Below are 23,671 nucleotides of genomic sequence, written 5' to 3' on the forward strand. Positions count from 1 at the left end.
AGGCCCGCGGACGGGCCGTTGCACGCAGTGACACGTCGCGCACGCAGGTAGAACGTGCGCCGACGGAATATGCGGTGATTGTCAAGCCGGTCGAGTTTAACGCGGATCGCTTCGGGATATGTTAAGGGGTGCCGGCTGCTGCCAATGCCAGCCCCTGCACCACGCCGAACGAGGCATCGCCGTGGACCTGCCGGGCATCCGGGAAGGCCGCTGCCGCGACCTGCCGCAGATAGCCTGCGCGGGACATGCCCCCGGTCAGGAAAACCGCATCCGGGTCATGCCCGATGTCCTGCCGGACCTGGGCCAGCAGCGCCTGCAGCTGCCCCAGGTAGGCATGTGCGGCCTGTCCCAGGCCGTCGGCCGAGGTGTCAGCCTGCAGCCCCTTTTCGATGAACGGCAGCGGACTGGCATGGGCGGGCGTGCTGCTCAGGCTGATCTTGGCCCGCTCCACTTCACGGTACAGCCGTGCGGTATTGCCGGTGTCCTGCAGGGCCTGCAGGCGGCTGCCGTACGGGTTTTCAACGTGATCGTAGGTGTGCTGGCGGAAGTCGCGCTGGCGCGTCATGTCCTGCACCGTGGCCGCCTCCACATAGTGGTGGGTTGGCACGCGGGTGATGCCGCGGCCGAACAACGGCATGTACGCCGCCAGGCTCAGCGCCAGATCGATATCGGTGCCACCGCGGGCGATGCCCCAGGCCCGGTGGATGCGCGGGGCTTCACCGCCGCCCACCCGCGCATGGGCGATGTCGGTGGTGCCGCCGCCGATGTCCACGATCACGGCATCATGGGCATCGCTGCTGGTGGCGTGGTAATGCATGGCCGCCGCTGCGGGTTCTTCCAGGAAGTCGACCTGGTCGAAGCCGGCCGCGACCGCTGCCTCGCGCAGGATGTCCAGCGCCTGGTCGTTGCCGGCATCGCCGATCGAGCTGCGGAACTGCACCGGGCGGCCCAGCAGCGCCTCGCGCACGGGCACGCCAAGTTGGGCGCTGGCGGTGAGCCGGATGTGCTCGAGGATGTGCGTGGCGATGCCGGTGATGGTCTGGCGAGCACGCGGATGCAGGTTGTAGCCCAGCATCGACTTCGGGCTCTGCACCAGGTTGCCCTCGTTCTCTTCGAAGTAGGCTTCCAGCGCCTCATCGCCATACACCGCGTTCTGCAGCAGTTGGCTGGAGCTGCGTGGTTCGGCCATGCGGCGCTCCATCCATTGCCGGCGCAGGGTGCGCAGGGCTTCGCGACGGAGGGCTTCCAGCGGACGTGGATGGCCGGCGGCACGGGCTTCGCGCGCGGCGGTGTCGATCAGCTCCTGCAGCTCATGCTCCTGCCCTGGCTCAAGGGTGAACTCACCGGGGTCCTGCATGATGCCGGGAAAGTACACCGTGGTCCGGAACTGGTCGGCGTCGCCGAAGCGGATCGGCTCCACCCGCCCATCGCGGACGATGGCCGCGGCGGAGTTGCTGGTGCCGAAGTCGATGCCCAGGCGCATGTTGGGGCTTCCGTGATTGCAAGGGCCGCGCACTGTAGCGCGCCGGCCGGCGCAGCGGTAGGGCAGGGCGCGGGGGCCGCCCGGTTACAATGCGGGCTGTCGAAATTCTGCAAGGTCCCGCCCGATGTCCGCCACCCCTCCCTGCCCGCAATGCACCCTGGAAAACACCTACGCCGATGGCGCGCTGATGATCTGCGCCGACTGTGGCTTCGAGTGGACGGCTGAAGAGAGTGTCGGCTCCAGCGTGGTGGTGCGGGACAGCAACGGCAACGTGCTGGCGGCCGGGGACACGGTCACCGTGATCAAGGACCTGAAGGTCAAGGGCTCGTCGATTCCGCTGAAGCAGGGCACGGTGATCCGCAACATCCGCCTGGTGGAAGACGATGCCGAACACATCGAAGGCAACTCGGAGAAGATCAAGGGCCTGGTGCTGAAGGTCTGCTTCCTCAAGAAAGCCTGATGCGCGCGCCGCCGGGCAGGGCTCGGCGCTACAACGCCGCATGGGCGGCCTGCTGGTGTCGCCAGCGCTGCAGGCTGTCCAGTTTGCTCTGATAATGCGACTGTTGCGCCGCTCCACCCAGCTGCTGCGCGCGCTGCAGTTCGCGGCCCGCGCGCGGCAGGTCACCGGCCATCACGTAGGCACGTGCCAGCGCGAAGTGGAACTGGTGGGCGCTGTCGTACAGCCGCAACGCCCTGCGATAAAAATGGATGGCGCGATCGCTGTCGCCTGCGCGTTCGGCCTGCGTGCCCAGCAGGTACTGCACGAAGGGATCACGTTGCCGCACGTGCTGCAGGCGCTGCTGCAGGCGCGCTGCTCCCGCGCGGTCGCCCATGCGGGCCAACAGGCTGCTCGCGTTGATCAGGCTGGGGGTGTGGCGGGGCGAAATGCGCAGCGCTTCCATGTAATGCGCTCGCGCCAATGACAGGTTTCCCTGGCGGCCTTCCAGCACGGCGAGGTTGTTCAGGGCTGCACTGAAGCCGGCCGATTGCCGCAGGGCAGCGTCGAACCATGCGCGCGCGGCGACCACGTTGCCCGCCTCCAGCTGCACTGCGCCGCGATTGTTGTAGAAATGGGCGAGGGCCCGCGCATCGTCGATCGGGCGCGGTCCTTTGCGGTCATAAAGGACGTTGCGGTCGAGGTCCACCGTGCCGCTTCGTCCGTTGACCTCGATCCCCGCGTTGACGTGGCCGACGTTGTAGAGCACGCCTTCCTCCTGATACCACGACACCACCTGGTCCACTTCCTGCACGCGGGCCTGGATGCCAGCGCTGCGCGCGAGGGCAACGAACAACAGGGTGAAGGACAGGCAGTTCGCGCGTCGCTGCTGCCAGGTCTCGCTGACGGTGAGCGTTGCAGCGGCGTCGTACTGAAGATCCATGCCGTCGCGGGCGAAGATCATCTCGACCAGTTGCTGCAGGCGCGCTTCGCGGTCGGGCCCGGCGGAGATCACCCGTTGCCGCAGCAGCGCCTGCAGGCCAGGCGGCACCGCGACGATCTGCGACGCCGATGGTGGGGTGTCCGCAGCCAACGCCTGCACCGGAGCGCCCTGCGTCACGGGCAGGGCGAAGGCGGACACGCTGAAGAAAGCGAGCAGCAGCACCGGCCAGCGCGTCATGGCGGTTCTCCGTGGGCACGCGGGTGCCTCTTCGGGCGAGTCTAGCGCCGGCGCGTGCCCCCGCAAGACCGCCCGTCGGCCGGTTGCGCGTCATCCACAGCGGGTGTGGACGAGCGCTCAATAAAGCTGTGCATAAGTGCTCCCGCCCCAAGCGCAGCAAGCATCGTGAAGGGGTGGTGAAAAACTAGCCAGTGCTTGCGTGCGCAGGGACTGGCGGGCCATGCTGCGGTCATGGAATTCCAGCCTATCGTTCTGCCTGCCGCACAATGGACCGAGCTTGAAGCGTGTTACGCCTCGCCGCCGCGTGCGTATCACCATTTCGGCCATGTGCGCGCGCTGCTGCAGCACTGCCAATGGGTTGCCGATGGCCCCGGCTGGGCACAGCCACGCGAGGTGTATCTCGCCGTGCTGTACCACGATGCCGTCTACGAAAGCGGTCGCAAGGACAACGAGGCGCGCTCTGCCGCCCTGGCGGTGGAGGCGATCACCCGCTGGTTGCCGGACGAAGGTATCGACGCGGGCAGAGTGAGCGAGCTCATCCTGCTGACGGCGCAGCATGGTGGGCTGCAGCCGGCCGATGTGGATGCGGACGCCGCGCTCTTCCTGGACTGCGACATGGCCATCCTCGGTGCGCCCGCCGAGGTCTTCGATGCCTATGATCGGGGCGTGGCGGAGGAGTATGCCGGGACGGTTCCCGGCTTCCTGTACCGGGCGGGACGGCGGCGCTTCCTGCGCGGCGTGCTGCGGCAGCCGCGCATTTTCCTCAGTGACACCTTCCACCAGCGTTTCGATGCGCCTGCGCGGGACAACCTGCAGCGGGTGGCGGGCCGCTGAATCGGCTCGTTACACTGACCGCCCTTTTGTTGTCGGCGTGCCTGCGTGGCTGATCCTGATTCCGATCCGCGTCCTGTTCCCCCAGAAGCGCCCGGCCCGAACGAGTGCTGCGGGAGCGGCTGCCCCCTGTGCGTGCTGGACCTGTATAGCGACGAACTGCAGCGTTACCGGCAGGCCTTGGCCGAATGGCAGTCGCGGCACCCTGAGGATGCCGCCAGGTGAGTCGCCAGGATGGGCTGCGCACGGCGAGCGGGGTTGCACTGTTCGCTTTGGCGGGTTTCATCGTCGTCGCACTGTCCACGCAGTTTCTTCGTGATGATCTGGATTGGATGCAGGCGACGTTGAGCCTCTACCTGCGCGGGCCATGGGGGCTCATGTTGCGGTTGGCCTATGCGCTGCTGGCGCTGGCGCTCGTGCTGCTCGGCACCGCCCTGTTCCGATATGCCCGCGGCCCTCGCCGTAGTGGGGCGGCGCCGTTGCTGTTCGCCATGGCGGCCTTGGGACTGCTCGGTGTGGCGGTCGGGGACAGTTGGCTGCCCACCCATGCGCCGTTGGTGTGGCCCTTGGCCCACGGCGTGGCGGCCAACACTGCGTTCCTGTGCGCCAGCGTGGCGATGCTGCTGCAGGCGTGGTATCTGCGCTGCGAGCCCGGCTGGAAACGCATCGCCACCCGGTTGTGGTGGTGGGCGTGGCTGGCCTTCGGGCTGCTGTGGATGCACGTCCTGTGGCGTGCACCGCCCCGCGGTGCGGGACAGAAGCTGGTGATCGCGGTCATCGTCGCGTGGCTGGTGGCAGTGGCATGGGCCGGGTGGCGGCGCGGGGCCCTGCCGGTGGATGACCACGACAGGAACGGCATCGCCTAGCGCACGCGCGCAGGCGTATCGTTGCGGCATTGTCCGATGTCGGGAGCAGTGCATGCGGTTTGCGGGGACGTGCAGCGGGATGCTGCTGATGTTGACGATGCTGGGGGCGCTGCCGGCCGATGCCGGCACGCTTCAGGTCAGCCATGGCCGCTTCCAGCAGGTGCCGGTGCAGCAGCCGGAAACGGCGCCGCAGCGGGTGGTGATCTGGTTCCATGCAGCCGGCAAAGCGGCGCTTGCGCAGCGGGAACGTGCTGCGCTCGCCGACGATGGTGCGCTGGTGGTGGCGGTCGACCTGGGCCAGTTGCAGGCCGCACTGCGCCGAGAGCACGCGGGCGACTGTGCGTTCGGCTCCGGTGATGTCGAGAATTTTTCCCGCTGGCTGCAGGCCTACCTGCGGCTGCCCGGTTACCGGTTACCCCTGCTGGCGGGTGACGGCGAGGGCGCGGCCTTCGCGTATGCGCTGGCGGCCCAGGCCGATACGGGCGTGTTCGCCGGACTGCTCACCACGCAGCTACCGGAGGCGCCTGTACGGCAGCGGATGACCTGCGGCGCCGGTATGGCAGCAGGACGTCTGCAGGCCAGCGCTTTGTCGCTGCCCTGGTTGGACGCACGCGATGCGCAAGGACACGCAGAGCACGCGCTGCTGCGCGAAGTGGCGCGTGCCCGGTCCTTCCGGCGAACCGCGGACGGTGACGCGGTGCCGGGGCTGCGTGCCGCAGCGCGGGTGATCGGTGCGGCACCGGGAGTCAGCGTTGCGCCGCCACCGGCCGGGCTCGACGACCTGCCCGTGGTGGAAGTGCCTGCGGTGGGCGCAGGTGACACGATGGCGATCTTCGTCTCCGGCGATGGGGGCTGGGCCGGGCTGGACAAGGACGTCGCCGCCGCACTGGCCGCGCGCGGGGTCGCCGTGGCCGGGGTGGACTCACTGCGTTATTTCTGGAGTGCACGTACACCGGCGGGATTCGCTGCTGATCTTGCCCGCATCGCGACACACTACCAGCAGCGCTGGCAGCGCCCCAATCTGCTGCTGATCGGCTTCTCGCAAGGCGCGGATGTACTGCCCGCGAGCATCAACAAGCTGGCCCCTGCGCTGCGGGCACGGGTCGATCTGATTGCGCTGATGTCAGTGGGTCGCACGGCGGACTTCGAGTTCCACGTAAGCAACTGGCTGGGCAGCAACGACGATGGCCTGCCGATTGCCCCCGAAGTGGCGAAGCTGCCTGCTGCGAAAACGCTGTGCATCTATGGGGCCAAGGATACCGATGCCCTTTGCCCGGACCTGCCGCCGGGCAGCGTGCGGGTGCTGCAGCTGCCGGGTGATCATCATTTCAACGGCGACCACGACCGTCTGGCCGCCGAGATCCTGAAAGCGGCAGGCCGCTGATCGTCAACCCGAACGTGAAGTACAAGCAGCCGCCCGGTAGTGCCGACTTCAGTCGGCACCGCGAAGCACGAGCAGCCGACTGAAGTCGGCTCTACCGTCGCGGTTCCAGCGAGATCAATCGGGTGGCATCCAGCAGGGCAGCGGGTAGATGGACGCCACCCGGTGCGGCCAGGTAGCGCGGGCGCCACTGCGGCGCGAACTTGGACTTGAAACGGCGCAGCCCGCTGAACCCGTAGAAGCGCTCACCATGGCGCGCCACCAGCGAAGCGACGCGGTTCCACCGGCCCGCGAGGCGATGCGTAGCCAGCCCGGACAACGGCGCCATGCCCAGCGAGAACCGTGTATCGCCCTGTGCGCGGGCCCACAGGAACAGCTCGATGAAAAGAAAGTCCATCGTGCCTTTCGGTGCATCGGGCAAATGGCGCATCAGATCAACCGACAGCTCATGCCCCGCTGGTGCGTGCCATAGGTTGGCGAACGCCACGATGCGCCCCTCTGCCTCGACCAGCGCGATCGGAAAGCGGGCCAGGTAGGTGGGATCGAAACTGCCCAGTGAAAAGCCTTTCTCTTCGCCCGCCTTGTCGTCCAGCCACGCAGTGGAAACCAGCGAGAGCGCCGGAATCAATGCAGGAACTTCGTCGGCGGCGGCGACGCGGAACGTCAGTCCACTGCGCTTGCCCCGGTTCCAGGCCTGCCGCAGATCAGCACGGTCGCGGCCCTCCAGGGTGAAATCCTGCAACGGCACCATGGCTTCCTCGCCCAGCTTCACCAGCCCGAGGCCCAGATCCAGGTAGGTCTGCCAGTACGCTTCGCCGACCTGGTAGAACACCGGCCGCAGCCCCAGCCGGTCCGCCTCTTCGCGGAACTGCCAGATCAGGGCGCGCGCGATGTCCGGCGGGCCCACCGGATCCCCCATGGCGATCAACGAGCCGCCATGGCGCTGCATCATCACGAAGCCCAGGCCCTGCGCATCGCGCAGTACCGCTTTGTCCGCGGTGAGAACCAGGCAGGCCTGCGTATCCTTCGCCTGTGCCAGCACCGGCGTGAGGGCCTGCAGTGTCGCGTCGTCTGCCGGGGGCAACGGGCCCCGCGTGCTGTGCAGCAGCCGGCCCAGGCCGAAGATGGCCAGGGCCATCGCCACCACCAGCAGCGCACGCAGCGCGCGGGGGGCGTTGCCGGACAAGGCGAACTGCCACCAGAGTTCATTCTGGTACTCGACGTGGCTGTAGACGAAGAACAGCAGCCACACCACCGCGACCAGCACCAGACCCAGGTTGCGGATCCACGGCCACGACCACGCCTGGTCAAGCAACGCGCCCTCGCGGTAGAACTCGCGCCGCGCGCTCCACAGCGCCACCGCGACCACCAGTGCGGCCAGCGCGATCAGTACCTGGCCGCCGCGCAGCCAGATCGGGAGCGGCGACGCGACGCAGATCGCCACTGCCAACATCCAGGCGGCATGGCTGCGTCGCGCCAGGCCCTGGGCGATCAACAGCAGGACCACGCCCGCCAGGCTGCCCAGCAGGTGCGAGGTCTCCAGCAGCGGCAGCGACGCGGTACGCAGGTAGCGATGCGTGGCCGGCAGGGTGCCGTCCACGATCAATGCCGCCCCCACGCTGAAAACCGCCAGCGCGATGATGTTCGGTAGCCAGGGGCGCAGGGTCTTCCAGCCTGCGCGCGTCACGCCGGCGCTGGCACGCAAGGGACGACGCAACGTGGGCGCTGCGGCCAGCACGGTGGCCAGCAGCAGCGGCAACACGTAGTAGGTGATGCGATAGACCAGGGCGGCGGCCAGTACCGCGCCGGGGGCCACCTGCGGCAGCAGTTTCAGCAGGCTCCACTCAAACACGCCGAGCCCGGCGGGTACCGTGGATATCAGGCCCGCCAGCACGGCGACCAGGTAAAGGCCGACGAAGCCGGGCAGGCCGGTCGGTGCGGAGTCGGGCAACAGGACATAGAACGCCGCAGCGGCCAGGACCAGTTCCACGATGCTGAGCGCGGTGACGGCCAGCATCGTGCGGCGGTCCGGTAGCCACAGGCCGTGGCCGAGCACCGAGAAGGTGCGCCCCTGACGGCCGACCAGCAACGCCGCGCTGACATACGCCAACAGCAGCAGCACGCCGAGTGCCTGCAGCGCGCCGCTGTGCAGGGGAAGCGCCAGCGCGGCCGCGGCCGGTTCCAGGCTCAGGGCAACACCGAGCAGCACCCAGGCACCAAAGACGAAACCGAGCGTGCTCATCAGCACCACCTGGCCGATCTGTGCCAGGTCCAGGCCAGCGCTGCGGTAGCCCCGCAGGCGAACGGCGCCGCCGGTCAACGCGGCGAATCCCACGGTCTGGCCAAGCGCGTGGGCGAGGAACGCGGTAATGCCGATGCGCGCGGGGTGCACGCGGACGCCGCTGCGATTCAGTCCGATCGCATCGAAGCCGATCAGGCAGGCATAGCTGGCCAGACCCAGCAGCACGGCCAGCAGCAGTTGGCCTGCACTGAAATCGTGGAAGGCCTGGCGCACGGCACGGTACCCATGCGCATCGAAGGCGCCTGCCAGCCCATGCAGGGCCAAGGCCAGCACCGCGAGCGGAAACAGCACGGCGAACACACGTTTGACGCGCAGTGACGTCGTGGAAGAAGGCGCGGTCGTGTCGGTCATGGGGAGAAGGTGGGCCAAGGATGGCGACGGAGGCGTCAATGCGTCGAAGCTGCGCACTTTGCGCCGGGTTGGATGATTTTGCCAGCGGAATGGCGTGCAGAGGATGAGCGCACATTGATGTCCATGTACTGCCCACAGTCGCGCCGTGGTGGAGGACAATGGGGGTCCGTTTCGTCCAAAGAGGAGCCACGCCCATGTTGGAGCGTTTCGATGTTGGTCCGCGCATGTCCGAGATGACCGTGCACAACAAGGTCGCTTACCTGTCCGGACAGATTCCCGAGGACACCAGCCAGGACATCACCGGGCAGACCCGGCAGGTGCTGGAAGAGATCGACAAGTTGCTCGGGCAGGCCGCCAGTGACAAGCAGCACGTGCTGCGCGCGGAGATTTTCCTTGCCGACATGGCGGATTTCGATGGCATGAACGCGGCGTGGGACGAATGGGTCGTGGCAGGAATGACGCCCGCCCGTGCGACCGTGGAAGCCAAGCTGGCGCACGCCGAGTGGAAGGTCGAGATCGTGGTGACGGCCGCCGTCCCGTAAGGGCGGTTGCCCGGGCCCTGCTCTCAACGCGAGGGCCGGAGCTGCGGGGCTGCCTGCAGGTAGGGCGGGGTGGGTTGGCGGCGGGCATGCGCTGACCTGTCGCGCCGACCCATGGTCGGCGGAATGTCCACGCCAACGGCCCGCTGCGCTCGTCGACCATGGGTCGGCGCTACCGTCCTGCGGCGACTGGAAATGGGGGCGTCGCGGGGGTTCAGTCCGTTCGACCGGGCACCAGCACGATGCAGTCCACCGGGCACGGGGGAATGCACAGCTCGCAGCCGGTGCACAGATCGGCAATCACCGTGTGCATGTACTTGGCGCCACCGACAATGGCATCCACCGGACAGGCCTGGATGCACTTGGTGCAGCCGATGCAGTCCGCTTCCACCACCAGCGCGACCTGCGCTGGCTTGTGCGCGCCGCGGGTGCGGTCGAAGGGTACGGCCGGCACGCCCAGCACCCGCGCCAGTGCGCGTGCGCCGGCGTCGCCGCCCGGCGGGCAGCGCTCCACGCCAGCGGCGCGGCGGGCCATCGCATCGGCGTACGGGCGGCAGCCCTCGAAGCCGCACTGCCCGCACTGGGTCTGCGGCAACAGGCGGTCAAGGCGCTCGACCAATGGCGGAAGCATCGTGCTCATGCGGGGCGGAGGCTGCGCAGGGAACTCATGGGGTCAGGGGTTTTCCGCGGTACCAGCGGTCATGGGCGAGGGCCAGCATCGGCCGGTCTTCGCTGCTGTCACCGTAGGCGTGGATGCGTGCGTAGCGGTCCAGGTCGAACCGTTGACGGACCTGCTGCGCCTTGCGTGGACCACAATCGGTGCCGGCGTAGCGGCCGGTCAGGCGACCATCGCGGCTTTCCAGCCGGTTGCAGATCAACTGCAGGCCCAGCGCCGTGCACCAAGGCTGAAGGTACAGGTCCACCGACGCCGAAACCACGGCCACGGTATGCCCCTGCGACTGGTGCCATCGGATCTGCTCCAGCATCTCCGGCCGCACCATGTCCGGCAGCAGGTCGCGCGCATAGCCGGCGGCCAGCGCGGCGATATCGTCTGCGTGGCGGTCCCGCATCACCAGCGCAGTGACCCGTGCGCGGATACGCGCGGCAGAGATCAGCCGTAGCCGGTACGCGGCCAGCCACGGGCCCACCGTCCACCACGCGCGTGCGCGCTGTTCCGGCGTCGCGACACGACGCAGGAAACGGCTGTAGGTATCGCGCGTGGTGATGGTGTGGTCGAAATCGAACAGCGCCAGTTCCATCGCACCCTCCGTGGCGACCATGGCGGGCTTCAGCGGACCGGCATGCCCGGCAGCGCGGCACTGTCGGCGTCCAGCAGGGCCAGGGCACCGCCGTCGAAACCGGCCGAAAGGATCATGCCTTCGCTCAGGCCGAAGCGCATCTTGCGCGGCGCCAGGTTGGCGATGAACACCACGCTGCGGCCGACCAGCTTTTCCGGCTCGCCGTAGCTGGCGCGGATGCCGGAGAAGATCTGCCGGGTGCCCAGCTCGCCGGCATCCAGTTCAAAGCGCAGCAGTTTGTCCGAGCCTTCCACGAATTCGCACGCGACGACCTTGCCGATGCGCAGGTCGAGCTTGGCGAAATCATCGATGCCGATGTAGGCCGGCGCGCCGTCGTCCTTCGTCGGCGTGGGGGCAGCGGCAACTGCGGCAGCCGTCTTGGCTACGGCATTCGCAGCAGCAGCGGGCGCGGCCGGGGTCGGGGTCGGGGTCGGCTGCAGGGTGTCTTTGGAGGCGTCGGTCATGGCGTCGATTTTCTTCGGGTCGATACGGGTGAAAAGCGGAACGTACTCGTTGATGCGGTGGGCCAGCAGCGGCTGCGACAGCGCGGTCCAATCGGTCACCGGCGCGGCGAGGAAGGCTTCGGCTTGTGCCGAGGTGGCCGGCAACACAGGCTTCAGCACGGTCACCAGCACCCGGAACAGGTTCAAGCCCTGGCTGCACACCGACTGCAACTGCGCGTCGGCGCCTTCCTGCTTGGCGATCACCCACGGTTTGACGTCGTCGATGTAACGGTTGGCTTCGTCCGCCAGTGCCATGGTCTGCCGGATCGCCGCCGCCGGGTCGTTGCGCTCGTAGGCTTCGCGGATCGGCGCGAGCGCTTCGACGAAGCGTTCGTACTGCGCCGGGTCAGGCAGCTGCGCGGCCAGTTGGCCATCGAAGCGCTTGGCGATGAAGCCGGCGCAGCGGCTGGCCAGGTTGACGAACTTGCCGACCAGGTCGGCGTTGACGCGGGCGATGAAGTCGCCGAGGTTCAGATCCAGGTCGTCCACGCCGCCAGAGGATTTCGCAGCGTAGTAGTAACGCAGGGCCTCCGGTTCCAACCCGGCATCGAGGAACGTGCGCGCCATGATGAAGGTGCCGCGCGACTTGCTCATCTTCGCCCCGTCCACCGTCAGGTAGCCGTTGACGTGCAGGCGGGTCGGCGCGCGGTGGCCGGTGCCATGCAGCACCGCCGGCCAGAACAGGCCATGGAAGTTGACGATGTCCTTGCCGATGAAGTGATGCAGCTCGGTGGACGTGCCGGCGCGCAGGTGCGATTCGAAATCCACGCCGGTCTTCGCACACAGCGTCTGGAAGCTGGACAGGTAGCCGATCGGCGCGTCCAGCCACACGTAGAAATACTTGCCCGGGTGGCCGGGGATCTGGAAGCCGAAGTAGGGCGCATCGCGCGAGATGTCCCACGCACGCAGGCCGCCGTCGGCATCCAGCCACTCCATCAGCTTGGCCTTGACGCCGGGCAGGGCCACATCGCCGGACAGCCACTCGCGCAGGAAGCCTTCGAAACGGCCGACTTCAAAGAAGAAATGCTCCGAATCGCGGATTTCCGGCGTCGCCCCGGAGATCACCGACTTCGGTTCCTTCAGGTCCGTCGGGCTGTACGTCGCGCCGCAGACTTCGCAGTTGTCGCCGTACTGGTCAGCGCTGCCGCAGTTCGGGCAGATCCCCTTGATGTAGCGGTCCGGCAGGAACATGCCCTTGGCGGGGTCATAGAACTGCGCCACCGAGCGACGGCCGATGTGGCCCTGCGCTTCGAGCTTCAGGTAGAAGGCTTCGGTCAGCGCCCGGTTGGCATCGGAATTGGTCGAATCGTAGTGATCGAAGGCGACGTCGAACGCGGCGAAGTCGCGTTCGTGGCTGGCCTGCACGTTGGCGATGAAGGCCTCCGGGGTGACCCCGGCTTTCTCGGCCGCCAGCATGATCGGCGTGCCATGGGTGTCGTCGGCGCAGACGAACCAGGCGGTCCCGCCACTCATTCGCCGCGCGCGCACCCAGATGTCAGCCTGGATGTAGCCCACCAGATGGCCCAGGTGAAGGGGGCCGTTGGCATAGGGCAGGGCGGTGGTGACAAGCGCGGTACGGGTCATGGTCACGGGGTGCAGCGAGGGGAAGCGACGATTATCGCATGGCCCCCACGGATGGGGGTCGGATCCCGCTCGCAACGCGAACCCGATCCGACCCCGTCGGCCCCGTCGGGCTTATTCGCGCTGCCAGGTCTGCGCGCGGCAGATGAAGGCGACACAGCCGGACACATCCAGCTTGGTGCCGCCGGTCTGCAGCTTCATCTTGGATTTGTAGGTCTTGCCGTTGGCCGGGTCCAGGATGGTGCCGCCGGACCAGCTGCCCGCGCCATCGGACTTCAGGTTCCACAGGATCGTCATGCCCTTGACCGGCTTGTCCTTGTTGGCACCGCTGCAGTCGCTGCAGACCGGGTTGGGGCCCTTGTCGGACTGCAGGATGTCCACCACCTTGCCGCTCAGCGTGCCATTGCTGGCCTGGGCGATTTCCACGATCGACTTCACCTTGCCGGTCTTGTCGTCGATGGTTTTCCAGCGGCCCACCGCAGAGTCGGCGGCATTCGCCGACAGCGCGGCCGCGCACAGCGGCAGCGCCAGCAGCAGGGTCTTGAAGGTCTTGCGCATGGTCCCCTCCCAGGGCATTGATTCGAGATCGGCATGGGTGCCGACGTGTGCTGACTGTATACCCATCCGGGTGGGTATGGTGCAAGGCTTTCCCTCATCGACCACGCGCCCGCCTCAGCCTTCGTAGAGTTCCAGCGGAAGTTCATCCGGGTCGGCGAAGAACGTGAAGCGCCTGCCGGTGTACTCGTCCACGCGGATCGGCTCGCAGGCCACGCCGTGGTGGGCCAGCTGGGCAATGAACGGCTCCAGTGCGTCCACTCGGAAGGCCAGATGGCGCAGTCCCTGGGCTTCCGGGCGACTGGGGCGGGGCGGCGGCGTGGGGAAGGAGAACAGTTCCAGCTGGCCGCCGTCGGGCAGTGCCAGGTCCAGCTTCCAGGAGTCGCGTGCGGCACGGTGATGTTCGCCGAGGACGGTCAGTCCGAGCACGTCGACATAGAACGCTCGTGAGCGGGCGTAGTCGCTGCAGATGAGGGCGACATGGTGAATGCCTTGCAGACCGTGGGCCATGGGCGTGCACTGAGTAAGGGCATGCCATGTTCGCAGAACAGGGCGCAGCGCGGGGCGATTGGCCAGTGTGCAAGGACGAAATGCGAAAGTACGCGCAGCGCGGCGCGGGCAGTCTGAGGCTTCCTCAATCCGCAAACGAGTACCCCCGTGACAGCCACCGCGACACCCAACGCCGAACCGTTGTTCAGGCACACCGCCGCGTTCCTTGCCGGGCAACTGACGATCAAGCCCACTGCGCCTCCGCCGCCGCCGCGTGCGCTGATATCAGTTGCCAACCAGCCCTCGCCTGGCAGGGTGACGAGCCTTTCAGCCGCGCCCCCCAGTGGCGGGGTGGTACCCCGCCCACCCCCGCGTGGCGGGTCTGATGCACCGCTCGTTACCGACTGCGGCGAATGGAGGTGCTTCGTGGACCATCTGCAGCGGGGAGGCAATGTTCCCGGTGCCAGCTGCAATGATCCCGAGGACGGTGTGGTCTCACCGGCCCATGTCAGTGTCAGGCAGATGCTCGCGTTCCTTCGCACCCCGACGCCCGTTGATCCGGCCTGCAGTGCGAAGCCTGCGTCACTGCCCATGGCAGCACGCGTTGCACCGCCCAGTGATGGCGGCGGGACTGACGAGCCGATATCAGCACGCCCCGTCGGTGCTCCGCCGGAGCCGGCCACCCTGCTGCGGCGGGTATCCCAGCCGGAAATGCAGGACATCGCGCTCGACGTTGAAGAAAGCGCGCTGGACGAGGAGCTCGAACAGTGGGCCGAGATCTACCAGACCAACGATCAACCATCGGCCGCGCCGCATGAGGATGAGCACGACGAGCCACACCAGTGCTTTGGCACGATGCCGCGGTTCGAGTTGGCGAAGTACCGGACTGACCGCGTCAAGCAGGCCAACGAGGCGCTCCAGGACGAGGGGAGTGAAACGGCACAGGATGTGGCTGAGCGCACACGCCGTCTGGGGTTTCACGAGCATGAAGTCACGCGCGTCTATACGCTCGACCCGGTGTCTGACGAGCTCGTGTCCAGCAGCGACCAGGTGTACCTGACCAAGGTGTTCGACGGGAAGTCCAAGCCGAAGCGACTGCCCGTGGCGCTCGCGCCCGAGCAGGTCATGCAGCACCGGGCAGCAGGTCAGCGGGGTGCGTCACGCCGCACTGTGAACGTGTCCTCCATGGAGGATGCGCCCCGTAGTGTGCTGAAGCGCGCGGAAGCTGATGCAGGGTTCGTGATGCCCTCGACTGACGCTTACCAGGCGCCGCCGCACGCGGACGTTGCCGAAGGCAGCACGCTCTGGACCGACCTTGGTAGGGATGACGAGTGGCCCGACCTGCACACTCGGTCAGACGAAACGTATGTCTCGCCGATGCAGGGCCTGCAAATCCTGGATCACAGCGACCCCGCCGCCCGCGCCCTTCGCTGCGAGCAGGAATTGGATCACGTGATGGAGAAGGTGGAGCAACTTGAGGACGAGATGAAGGCGCAGCTCCTCCTCAACCTTGGCGGGGAGGAAGGCACCGCACGCACCCTTCGCCGCAAGCAGGAACTGGAGCACCTGCTGCAGAAGGTGCAGCACCTGGAGGACGAGTGGAATGCGTGCGTCTTGCCCGACCAGGCCGAGGAGGACGACGTCGGCGTCTACTTCTGAGCCAAGCAGCGGTCAGGTCCCTTCCCCGGCAGGGAAGGGACCTGATCCGTTCACCGCGCGGGCTGTCCCATCCAGCGGATCATCCGCTGTTCCAGGATGTCCAGCGGCATCGAACCGTCTTTGAGCAGTTCGGCATGGAACGCGCGAAGATCGAAGGCCGCTCCCTGCGCTTGCCGCGCACGATCGCGCAGTTCGACGATCTTCGCCTCACCCAGTACGTTCGACAAGGCCTGGCCCGGCTGCGCCATCATCCGCTCGACCTCGGCATTGGCGTCTTCGGTGGTCATCGCCGTGTTTTTTTCCAGATACTCCACGGCCTGCCTCTTGCTCCAGCCCTGCGCGTGGATGCCGGTATCGGCGACGACGCGCGCCGCGCGCGTCAGTGCCGCGTGCAGGTAGCCGATGTGGTCGTACGGATCGGTGTACAAGCCCAAGGGCTCGCCCAGCGACTCGGCATACAGCCCCCAGCCTTCAATGAAGGCCAGATCACCACCGAGGCGGCGAAACCGTGGCAGTTTTTCGATTTCCTGCTGCAGCCCCAGCTGCACGTGATGGCCGGGGACTGCCTCGTGCAGGTACAGCATCGGCACACTCCAGCGGCGTCGCGTGGGCAGGCTGCTGGTGTTCACGTACAACACGGCAGGACGCGCGCCGGGCACACCCTGCTGGTAAAACGCGGCCGCTGCCGTGGCGGCACGTTCCTGCTCCACCGGCTGGATCTCCAGCGTCGCCTTGGGCAGGGTCTGCAGCACCGTAGGCAGTTTGCCGCTGACCTGCTGCTGCACCTGGCGATAGCGGCCCAGCAACGCATTGGCGTCGTTGTACTGGAACTGCTTGTCGCTGCGCATGCTGCGCAGCAGTTTGGCCTCGTTGCCACGCAGTTTGTTGTCTTTCATCACCGTGGCGATCTGCGCATGCAGGGCCTGCACCCGCTGCTCGCCCCAGGCATGCAGCTGCGCCGGATCCTGTGCCGTGGCGGTTGCTTGGCGCAGCGTGCCGGCATACCACGCCGCACCGTTGGGCAGTGCGCCGATACCGGCGCTGGCGCGGCAGGCGGGCAGGTATTCGGTGGCGATGAAACCGCGCAGCGCGCGATACGCCGGCATGATCCGGTACTCGATCATGCGCTTGTACTCCGCGCTGATACGGGCTTTTTCGTCGGCCGGAATGCTGTCGGGCATGGTCCGCACCGGCGTCCAGAAGATGCTCTCTTCGGCCGTGGGCTTGATCACTGCATCGAGCTGGGGCAGGACTTTTTCCATCAACTCGCGCGGCTGCACCACGCCGGCGGCCATGCCTTGGCGCATGTTGGCGATGGCCTGGTCGAACAGCTCGGGAATGCCGAGCGAGCGCTTGGACCAGTCATCGTAGTCTTTGACCGTGTTGAACGGCTGCGCGCCGGCACCGGCGCCCAGGATCGCCATGATGCTGCCGAGGTTGTAGTACTGGCTGATCGGCAGCATCCACGACGGGTACTGTTCGGCGGCCAGTGAGGCGCGTGCGTCGCGCACGAAGATGTCGTAGCTGAGCAGGTCCTGGCCCTGCAGGCCGGCGCTGCCGATCTTCTCCACCTTGCCCAACCATTGGGTGGTGAAGTCATGCGACTGCTGGCGCCAGGTGGCTGACAGGATGTTGGGCAGCTCGGCGTTGTAGCGCGTTTCGCCCTGGAAGGTCGCCTGCAGCGGATTGAACCGCATCGACGCATCCCAGTATTCCTCGTACAACCGCTCCAGCTGGGCAGCCTTGGTGGCTTGCGCGGCGGGTTGCCGGGCGGCAGCGGCAGCGGCGGGACGCGCACGCGGCTTTGCCTTGGGTTTTGCGGCCTGACGCGTCTGCGCGGCAGCGGGGCGGGTGGCTTTCTTCTTCGCGGCATCGGCCGGCGGCGCAGCGCTGAACAATATCAGCGAGGCAAGAGCGACCGCCAAGGCGCGGGCAAGCTGGGGCATCGGGTCTTTCCGTGGAACACAGATCGTGGAGCTTGCACGATCTGTGCGGATACGGCCAGCGCTGCCGCCGTAGTCAGCGTGCGACGCGTTGGCCGACAGTCAGCTGGGCGATGACGCACGCCCATGTCGCAAGGCGCTTACGCGTTGCGTTCGCCCGCGCGGGTGAATGGCACGGTTTCCGGGGCTACCGCGCCGCCGGAAATGATGAAGCTCATGGCCTGGTCCACGGTCCAGTCGGTCGGCGTGAGCAGTTCCACCGGCACGATTTCCAGGTAGCCAGAGGTGGGATTCGGCGTGGTTGGCACATACACGGCGGCCAGTTCGCGGCCCGTGCCCTGTTCGCGGATGACCCGCGTCACCAGCCCCACTGCCTTCATGTCACGGTGCGGGAAGTCGATCAGCACCACGCGCTGGGTGGTGCCCGGCTCGGTCTGCAGCATGTCAAGCAGCTTCTTGGCACTTTCATAGATGATGCTGGCCAGGGGAATGCGCTTGATCACCGCGCCGACCCAGCGCAGCAGGCGCTGTCCTACCACGCGGCGGCTCAGCACACCTACCGCCAGGATCACCAGCAGCGTGGCGACCAGGGCGACCACGTTCTGGATCCACTCGGCGTGCACCCAGCCCAGTGAATTGGGAAACCAGGTCGCGATGCGCTCGGACATCGGCACCACCAAGGGGCTGGAAATCCCCGACAGCAGCACGAAGACGAACTTCACCACGACCCACGTGAGCCAGATCGGCAGCAGGGTCAACAGGCCGGTCAGGAACAGGCGCTGCAGGGAAGGACGGGGGACAAGTTCGGGGGCAGGGAGTGACATCCGCGCATTGTAGCGGTCGCTGGAGCCCGCTTACGGGGTCCATGTGGAACGACGCACGGCTGCTCAGGGGCCGTTGTGCCAACGGTGATTCAGACGGCGCTGCGTCGACTTCGCAGCACCCCGCAGTGTGCGTCAGATACCGGCCTAGCCGCTGGCCAGCACCACGGTCCATTCGCCGATCAGCGGAGCCGGCGCACCGGCCACGGCGTGACGCGGGTCCAAGGTGACCGTATCCCGTTCTGCAGGTGTCAGCGCCTGATAGAGCCGATCCGTATCGTTGTGTGGCTCGCCAGCGAAGTAGATCTGGGTCACCAGCCGATCGTGCTGGCCGCGTATGTCGAAGTGGATATGCCGCGTGCGCAGCCAGGGAGAGTCGGGGTCGGGGACGGGATAAGCGCCCGGTATCACCGTCAGGAAGCGGAAGCAGCCCTCCGTATCGGTGCGTTGCCGCGCGAAGCCCTGGAATGCGGGATCCAGCGGGGCCGTGACGTTCGTATCGCTGGCATGGGCATAGCGACCGTGCGTGTTGGCCTGCCACATTTCAATGTGGGCGCCGGCCACGGGGTGCCCCAGGGTGTCGAGAACCCTGCCGCGCAGGTCCAGCACGCGCCCCTGTGCAATGCCGGGCTGGCCGGCCACGCGGGTGAGGTCGGCATCCTCGTCCAGCGGGCGCACGATGGGGTAGAACGGCCCCATGATGTCGGCCGCCGTGGGACGGCGTTGCTGCTGGGCACGTGCGGAAGCGGAAGCGGTCAGCAGTGCAGCCGCCGCACAGGCTGCCGCTTTCAGCGCACCGCGCCGGGTTGTCATCGAGTCGGACATGCGGGATCTCCTTGATGTGTCGCCGGCCGCACCGAAAAGTGCGACTCGTGGACATCATCAACAGCAAGGAAATGCGCGGGTGTGCGTTGCTTCCCGGTATGCAAAAAGACAATCCGTGTCGGAAATTCGACTCAGCCAGCCTGCCTTGCCTGCGGCTTGAGCCGGATGTAGACCTGCTTGCGCACGCGTGCGACCACGTCGCCGCTGGCGTCGATCACATCGTTGCTGTACCAGCGCAGCTGCTTGCTGCCATCGGCGGCGGCCTCGCGGATCTCGGCAAGCATGGCCTCGTCGATATGGAACGTTGCGCTGACCGTGCCGCGGCCGGGTTTGAGGAACTCGATTGCGCCTGCGCGGTCCCATACGTAGTAGTCGCGACCCAGGTTGTTCATCAGCCCCAGCATCCAGAACGGATCGGTCATCGCGAACAGGCTGCCGCCAAAGTGGGTGCCGACATAATTGCGGTTCCACGGGCGCATGCGCAGGTCGACGGTGATGTCGCGGTAATCGGCCGCAATGTGACGCACATGGATGCCGGCGAACAGGAAGGGGGGCCACAGGTTGATGCCGTGGCGGAACAGGCTGGCTTTCATCGAGACGCATACCGGGGCGGGAGGCGTCCAGTCTAACCATGCGCATGCGTATGGAAAAGGCCTGTCTGCCATCACGGCTGCGGCGGCTGCGGCGGGTGCGGCAGTCGCCAGACGTACGTTCCGTTCTGCTGGGGGATTGCCTCCCCTTTGTCGGTGATCGCGTCCTGTATGAAGAAGCCCGCCGTGCCGCTGTCCTGGATGAAGGTGAGTTGATGGAACGCGGTGCGGTTTCCCCAGTCCGGAGAGGGCAATGAGATGTAGCGGACGGTGAACGTCTGGTCGTCGAACGCCCCCTGCAGCACGTAGACGCCCCAGTGGTCTTCACCCTCGGAGGTGATGCGGTACATGCCGTTGTCGTAATGGACGAGGCGTGCGTCCGGAAACGGCTTTTCCTCGTAGAGCTTGCGGTAATGCAGTTGGTGCACCGCGATTGCATGGCCTGGTTGGAGCGGATCCGCGGTGGGCAGAGAGACTGCGGAAGGGCTGGTGGCCTGCATCAACGCAAGGGTCAACGGAAGACTGGACAACGTCATGGGCAGCTCGCGGCGTCGGGTGAGCCTCGACCGTCGGCATTTTCCCGCGGAGCGACAAGAGGCAGTCGCGTCATCAGACGGCGCGTGGATGGGCTCAGCCGTTGCTGGAGATGGCGCTGGGAAGGCGCGGATCCGCCTTGGCCTCCTGGAGTGCGTTCTGGGCGTCGGCGAGGACAGCGGGTGCGACCCCTTCCGCGCTGGGCACCCGGCAGTGGATGCCGATGCGGACGGTGCGCGCCGCACGGGTCGTGCCGTGCTCGGGCTGCACGCCGTGCAGATCGCCGAGAAGCGCTTCCGCGACCTGCGTGGCGCCGCTGCAGGGCGTGTCCGGCAGGATCAGGGCGAACGTGCCGGCGCCGAGGCGGGCGGCCGTGTCGCGCGGGCGCCGCGCATGGGCGCTGATGCCCCTCGCCAGGCACTTCAATTGGCGATCGTTGGTCGGGTCGTCGACGCCACCGACCTCCACCAGCATGAGCGACAGCGGGCGCTGGGCGGCATGCGCCGCTGCGCAGGCGTGTCCCAGCGCCTGGTCGAATCGCGATCTTCCGGCGAGGCCGGTCGCCGCGTCCATGCCCGAAGGGCGCCGCCCCACGATCCGCCACGCTGCCCATGCGACCCCTGCGACCGAGATGCACGCCATCGCGGTGGCCGGTGCCCACCAGGCGTGGCCTGCACGCAGCATCGCCGCTGCGATCAGCAGGGGCACCAGCGGCCCGGCTACCGCTGCCGTGCGGGCGATGGCACCGCCACTGGCCAGGGCGAGCACGCTGGCCGCCACCAACAAGGCGGTCGCGGCACCGTGCCAGCGCCTTGGCGGCACGAGCACGGTCTGCTGCTGCAGCAGCGCCGAAGCGAGATTGCCCTGGAACTCGATCTCGCTCATGGCCGGTGGCAGTGGGCTGTGCATGCCTGGCCCGGCGGCCAGGGGCGGCGTTGTCAGTCCGATCAGTATCCTGCGGCCCTGCAGACGAGAGGGCGCGATGCGGCCGCTGAGCACATCGTCATAGGAGACACGTGCCAATGTGCCGGGCGGACCCACCAGTCGGGGGCGAACCGTGGCGGCATGCCGGTCGATGACACGGGGGGCCGGAGCGACCAGCGCCACGCCAAGCGCTGGCCAGTACGGTGCGCCGACGCCCTGCTGCAGTGACACATCACGCACTACGCTGTCGCGATCGGGGTGCGCCATGGCATGGCCCAACGCGGCGGCGCTGGCGCTGAGCACCGGAATCGGCCACTGATCTTCGTGCAGCGCGGCCGCTTGGGGCCACGTGGTGAGTACCGGCAGTACGACATGGCCATTGCGCCGGATCGCGGCGGCAAGGTCGGCATCGGCACCCGGCTGCGGATCGGGCTCCTGCAGCGGCAGGTCAAGGACGATGCGACGTGCACCCGCGTCGGTAAGCCGGTCCAGCAGCCGCGCGTGGACGGTCCGCGGCCATGGCCACGGACCGATCTTCCGCAGGCTGGCGGGATCGATCGCGATGAGCAGGACGCTCGCGTCGGCGCTGGCGTGCCAGTGGCGCGTCAGCCGGTCGTAGATCGCCGTGTCCAGTGGCTGCAACCAGGGACCGTAGCTTGCCGCCCCAGCCAGCAACCCGGCCAACACGACCAGCAGCAGGCGCAACGGCCACCGCGGCGCAGCCCGGTGGGCGACAGCTGGCGCATCAGGTGCTTGTCCATCGACAGGTGTCACGCGATCCTCCCCCCGGAAGATCGGCGGAGCCGCCGCACGACCCGATGGTCGGTGGTCGTTCCCGCCGTGATCGCTGGCGTGCAGTCACCCCAGCGTCCGCAGTATCGCGCTACGTCCTGCGTCAGATTCTTAACGCATTCAGCATCAGAACAGGAGCGCCGCCATCTTCCGGCGGTACTGGCTGACCAGAGCGGGGTCTTCAATGACATTGAACGCGTCGATCAATGCCTTGCGCGGCAGACCGTCATCGTAGGTACGATCGAGGCGCAGCATGGCCAGGAACTGGTCCAGCGCGGCCTGGTCCTCACCGGCCAACAGATGCTGCACACCGCGCAGATGCCGCGCCGCCAGATCTGCATCGTCCGCGGCGATCCGCGCATCCAGTGCCTCGGCGGCGGGGGCGTCCTTCAGCGCGGTGGCGAACGTCAGGCGCGCGCGGGCGCGCACGGCACGGTCATCGGTGGCCAGGTTGGCGGGCAGGCCATCGATCAGGCCGCGTGCTTCGTCCACGCCGCCGATCTGCAGCAGGGCCACGGCGAGGTCCAGCTTCAGCGCCTCATTCCCGGGTTCAGCGGCAATCTGCGCGCGCAGCACATCGACCTGTGCCTGCGGATCCAGGGGTTCCGGTTCCGTTTCGGGCACGGGCTCGGCCGGGCTGATGCCATGCTGGGCCAGGAATTCGCGCAGCTGGCCTTCGGGCACCGCACCGGGGAAACCGTCAACCAGTTGCCCACCCTTGACCAGGAAGACGGTCGGCACCGAGCGGATCTGGAACGCCGCTGCGATCTGCTGCTCCTTGTCCACGTCCACCTTGGCCAGCTGGAAGGCGCCGTTGTATTCGGCCGCCAGCTTCTCCAGCAGCGGGCCCAGCGTCTTGCAGGGTTCGCACCACGGTGCCCAGAAGTCGACCAGCACCGGCGTCTGCAGCGATTTCTGCAGTACTTCGGTTTCGAAGGTTTCGGTGATGGCGTCGAATACGTTCGGCAGTTCGCTCATGGAAGCTCTGGATCTACGGCGGGAAAACGATTCTATGGTGACGCCCCACGCCCGACGCAACCCGCCTGCGCCGCAATGGCCCACAATTGCGCATTGTCTTCTGGAGCCTGCATCAATGCCCCTGCACTCGCCGCGACGTATCGAAAACCCGCTGGGCGCCATCGCCGCCGCGATCTTCATCCTCGCCGTGGTCGGCTTCGGCGCAGCGCTGGACGGGTATGTGCAGACCCGCCATCCGGTGGCCTTGCTCGGCGCCGGGGGCATGCCCCATGCACTGGCCTTCAACGTGCTTGGCTGGGCGGTGCCGGGCCTGCTGGCGGTGGCCGTAGCGGTCTACCTGCTGCTGCGTCTGCCGGTGGGCAGCCACTGGGTGCAGCGGGTTGCGGGCCAACTGCTGGTGCTGGCGGGCATGGCGTTCACCGGCATGGGCCTGCTGCCGCTGGATGTGGCGGACCTGGATGGACCGGCGAGCCAGGCCCATGCCAGTGCGTGGATGGTCTGGGCGCTGGCGTTCATCGCCGGCACGCTGATGCTGGGCATCGGCAGCTGGAAGACCCTGCCGCCGCTGGCGCGGCTGGCCCTGTCTTGCGGCCTGGTCGCGGCTGTGAGTGCCTTTGCCCTGCAGGGCCTGGTGCCGGCGCCGATCGCACAACGCGTCACCTTCCTGGCCTGGGCGGTATGGCTGGGCCTGGCCCTCCCGATGATGGGCAGGTCTTCGCCCCACCGGTGAAGCGGTTGCCCGCCGCAGACGCGGATTTTCGTCCTTGTCTGATGTCGTGAATGGGCCTGGGTGGCCATCCTGCCTGCATC

General features: G+C 67.3%; 23 protein-coding genes. 8 read left to right on the plus strand and 15 right to left on the minus strand.

Annotation, left to right across the window (positions count from 1 at the left end):
- Positions 1-121: 121 nt before the first annotated feature.
- On the minus strand, positions 122-1,483 hold the full coding sequence (locus tag ICJ04_RS06015) for an Hsp70 family protein (protein WP_188326626.1): 1,362 nt from the start codon (positions 1,481-1,483) through the stop codon (positions 122-124).
- A gap of 124 nt (positions 1,484-1,607) precedes the next feature.
- Here ICJ04_RS06015 and ICJ04_RS06020 point away from each other — a divergent pair, with 124 nt between their 5' ends.
- Entirely contained in the window at positions 1,608-1,943 is a 336-nt protein-coding gene (locus tag ICJ04_RS06020; protein ID WP_188326627.1) for a zinc ribbon domain-containing protein YjdM, read from the plus strand.
- Between the two features lie 28 nt (positions 1,944-1,971).
- Here the strand turns inward: ICJ04_RS06020 and ICJ04_RS06025 are convergent, their stop codons facing one another.
- Positions 1,972-3,099 (minus strand): transglutaminase-like domain-containing protein, encoded by a 1,128-nt coding sequence (locus tag ICJ04_RS06025; protein WP_188326628.1) that lies wholly within the window; start codon positions 3,097-3,099, stop codon positions 1,972-1,974.
- Between the two features lie 231 nt (positions 3,100-3,330).
- Here ICJ04_RS06025 and ICJ04_RS06030 point away from each other — a divergent pair, with 231 nt between their 5' ends.
- Genes ICJ04_RS06030 through ICJ04_RS06045 form a run of 4 tightly spaced genes read left to right on the plus strand, consistent with a single transcriptional unit; the run spans position 3,331 to position 6,180 of the window.
- Entirely contained in the window at positions 3,331-3,933 is a 603-nt protein-coding gene (locus ICJ04_RS06030) for a hypothetical protein (RefSeq protein WP_188326629.1), read from the plus strand.
- A 45-nt stretch (positions 3,934-3,978) separates the two neighbouring features.
- Positions 3,979-4,155 carry an oxidoreductase-like domain-containing protein gene (locus tag ICJ04_RS06035; protein ID WP_188326630.1) on the plus strand — a complete coding sequence of 59 codons (177 nt, stop codon included), beginning with the start codon at positions 3,979-3,981 and terminating at the stop codon, positions 4,153-4,155.
- Positions 4,152-4,796, plus strand: coding sequence for a DUF998 domain-containing protein (locus ICJ04_RS06040; protein WP_223202998.1), 645 nt, complete (start codon positions 4,152-4,154; stop codon positions 4,794-4,796). Before ICJ04_RS06035 ends, ICJ04_RS06040 begins: the two co-directional genes overlap by 4 nt.
- 52 nt (positions 4,797-4,848) lie before the next feature.
- Positions 4,849-6,180, plus strand: a complete 1,332-nt coding sequence (locus tag ICJ04_RS06045) for a virulence factor family protein (protein ID WP_188326631.1) — start codon at positions 4,849-4,851, stop codon at positions 6,178-6,180.
- A 91-nt stretch (positions 6,181-6,271) separates the two neighbouring features.
- On the opposite strand, the gene mprF is transcribed toward ICJ04_RS06045, so the two are convergent.
- A complete protein-coding gene (mprF, locus tag ICJ04_RS06050) occupies positions 6,272-8,830 on the minus strand; it encodes a bifunctional lysylphosphatidylglycerol flippase/synthetase MprF (protein WP_188326632.1) in 2,559 nt (852 codons plus the stop codon).
- A gap of 194 nt (positions 8,831-9,024) precedes the next feature.
- On the opposite strand from mprF, the gene ICJ04_RS06055 reads away from it, so the two are divergent.
- A complete protein-coding gene (locus ICJ04_RS06055) occupies positions 9,025-9,372 on the plus strand; it encodes a RidA family protein (RefSeq protein ID WP_188326633.1) in 348 nt (115 codons plus the stop codon).
- Between the two features lie 211 nt (positions 9,373-9,583).
- Here the strand turns inward: ICJ04_RS06055 and rnfB are convergent, their stop codons facing one another.
- The 5 genes from rnfB to ICJ04_RS06080 form a co-directional block, all read right to left on the minus strand.
- Positions 9,584-10,009: an Rnf electron transport complex subunit RnfB gene (rnfB, locus tag ICJ04_RS06060; protein ID WP_188326634.1), complete on the minus strand. Its 426-nt coding sequence runs from the start codon at positions 10,007-10,009 to the stop codon at positions 9,584-9,586.
- A 25-nt stretch (positions 10,010-10,034) separates the two neighbouring features.
- Positions 10,035-10,628 carry an HAD family hydrolase gene (locus ICJ04_RS06065; RefSeq protein WP_188327222.1) on the minus strand — a complete coding sequence of 198 codons (594 nt, stop codon included), beginning with the start codon at positions 10,626-10,628 and terminating at the stop codon, positions 10,035-10,037.
- 29 nt (positions 10,629-10,657) lie between these two features.
- Positions 10,658-12,754: a methionine--tRNA ligase gene (gene metG, locus ICJ04_RS06070; protein ID WP_188326635.1), complete on the minus strand. Its 2,097-nt coding sequence runs from the start codon at positions 12,752-12,754 to the stop codon at positions 10,658-10,660.
- Between the two features lie 111 nt (positions 12,755-12,865).
- A complete protein-coding gene (locus ICJ04_RS06075; protein ID WP_188326636.1) occupies positions 12,866-13,309 on the minus strand; it encodes a DUF2147 domain-containing protein in 444 nt (147 codons plus the stop codon).
- Positions 13,310-13,423: 114 nt separating this feature from the next.
- Complete coding sequence (locus ICJ04_RS06080) at positions 13,424-13,816, minus strand: VOC family protein (protein WP_188326637.1); 393 nt, start codon at positions 13,814-13,816, stop codon at positions 13,424-13,426.
- Positions 13,817-14,221: 405 nt separating this feature from the next.
- Between ICJ04_RS06080 and ICJ04_RS06085 the strand changes: the two genes are divergently transcribed.
- Positions 14,222-15,454, plus strand: a complete 1,233-nt coding sequence (locus ICJ04_RS06085; protein WP_188326638.1) for a hypothetical protein — start codon at positions 14,222-14,224, stop codon at positions 15,452-15,454.
- Positions 15,455-15,504: 50 nt separating this feature from the next.
- Here the strand turns inward: ICJ04_RS06085 and ICJ04_RS06090 are convergent, their stop codons facing one another.
- The 7 genes from ICJ04_RS06090 to trxA all read right to left on the minus strand — a co-directional run bounded on the left by ICJ04_RS06090 (position 15,505) and on the right by trxA (position 22,861).
- Entirely contained in the window at positions 15,505-17,400 is a 1,896-nt protein-coding gene (locus ICJ04_RS06090) for a DUF885 family protein (RefSeq protein ID WP_188326639.1), read from the minus strand.
- 137 nt (positions 17,401-17,537) lie between these two features.
- Positions 17,538-18,221, minus strand: coding sequence for a DUF502 domain-containing protein (locus tag ICJ04_RS06095; RefSeq protein WP_188326640.1), 684 nt, complete (start codon positions 18,219-18,221; stop codon positions 17,538-17,540).
- A 144-nt stretch (positions 18,222-18,365) separates the two neighbouring features.
- Positions 18,366-19,043 carry a twin-arginine translocation signal domain-containing protein gene (locus ICJ04_RS06100; RefSeq protein ID WP_188326641.1) on the minus strand — a complete coding sequence of 226 codons (678 nt, stop codon included), beginning with the start codon at positions 19,041-19,043 and terminating at the stop codon, positions 18,366-18,368.
- 131 nt (positions 19,044-19,174) lie between these two features.
- Positions 19,175-19,636, minus strand: a complete 462-nt coding sequence (locus tag ICJ04_RS06105) for a DUF4442 domain-containing protein (protein WP_188326642.1) — start codon at positions 19,634-19,636, stop codon at positions 19,175-19,177.
- A 71-nt stretch (positions 19,637-19,707) separates the two neighbouring features.
- Positions 19,708-20,169 carry a hypothetical protein gene (locus tag ICJ04_RS06110; RefSeq protein ID WP_188326643.1) on the minus strand — a complete coding sequence of 154 codons (462 nt, stop codon included), beginning with the start codon at positions 20,167-20,169 and terminating at the stop codon, positions 19,708-19,710.
- A gap of 94 nt (positions 20,170-20,263) precedes the next feature.
- A complete protein-coding gene (locus ICJ04_RS06115; protein WP_188326644.1) occupies positions 20,264-21,865 on the minus strand; it encodes a CHASE2 domain-containing protein in 1,602 nt (533 codons plus the stop codon).
- A gap of 144 nt (positions 21,866-22,009) precedes the next feature.
- Complete coding sequence (gene trxA / locus ICJ04_RS06120) at positions 22,010-22,861, minus strand: thioredoxin (RefSeq protein WP_188326645.1); 852 nt, start codon at positions 22,859-22,861, stop codon at positions 22,010-22,012.
- A 115-nt stretch (positions 22,862-22,976) separates the two neighbouring features.
- On the opposite strand from trxA, the gene ICJ04_RS06125 reads away from it, so the two are divergent.
- Positions 22,977-23,591 carry a DUF998 domain-containing protein gene (locus ICJ04_RS06125; protein ID WP_188326646.1) on the plus strand — a complete coding sequence of 205 codons (615 nt, stop codon included), beginning with the start codon at positions 22,977-22,979 and terminating at the stop codon, positions 23,589-23,591.
- Positions 23,592-23,671: the final 80 nt, after the last annotated feature.

This window comes from Stenotrophomonas sp. 169 (assembly GCF_014621775.1).
Taxonomy (GTDB): Bacteria; Pseudomonadota; Gammaproteobacteria; order Xanthomonadales; family Xanthomonadaceae; genus Stenotrophomonas.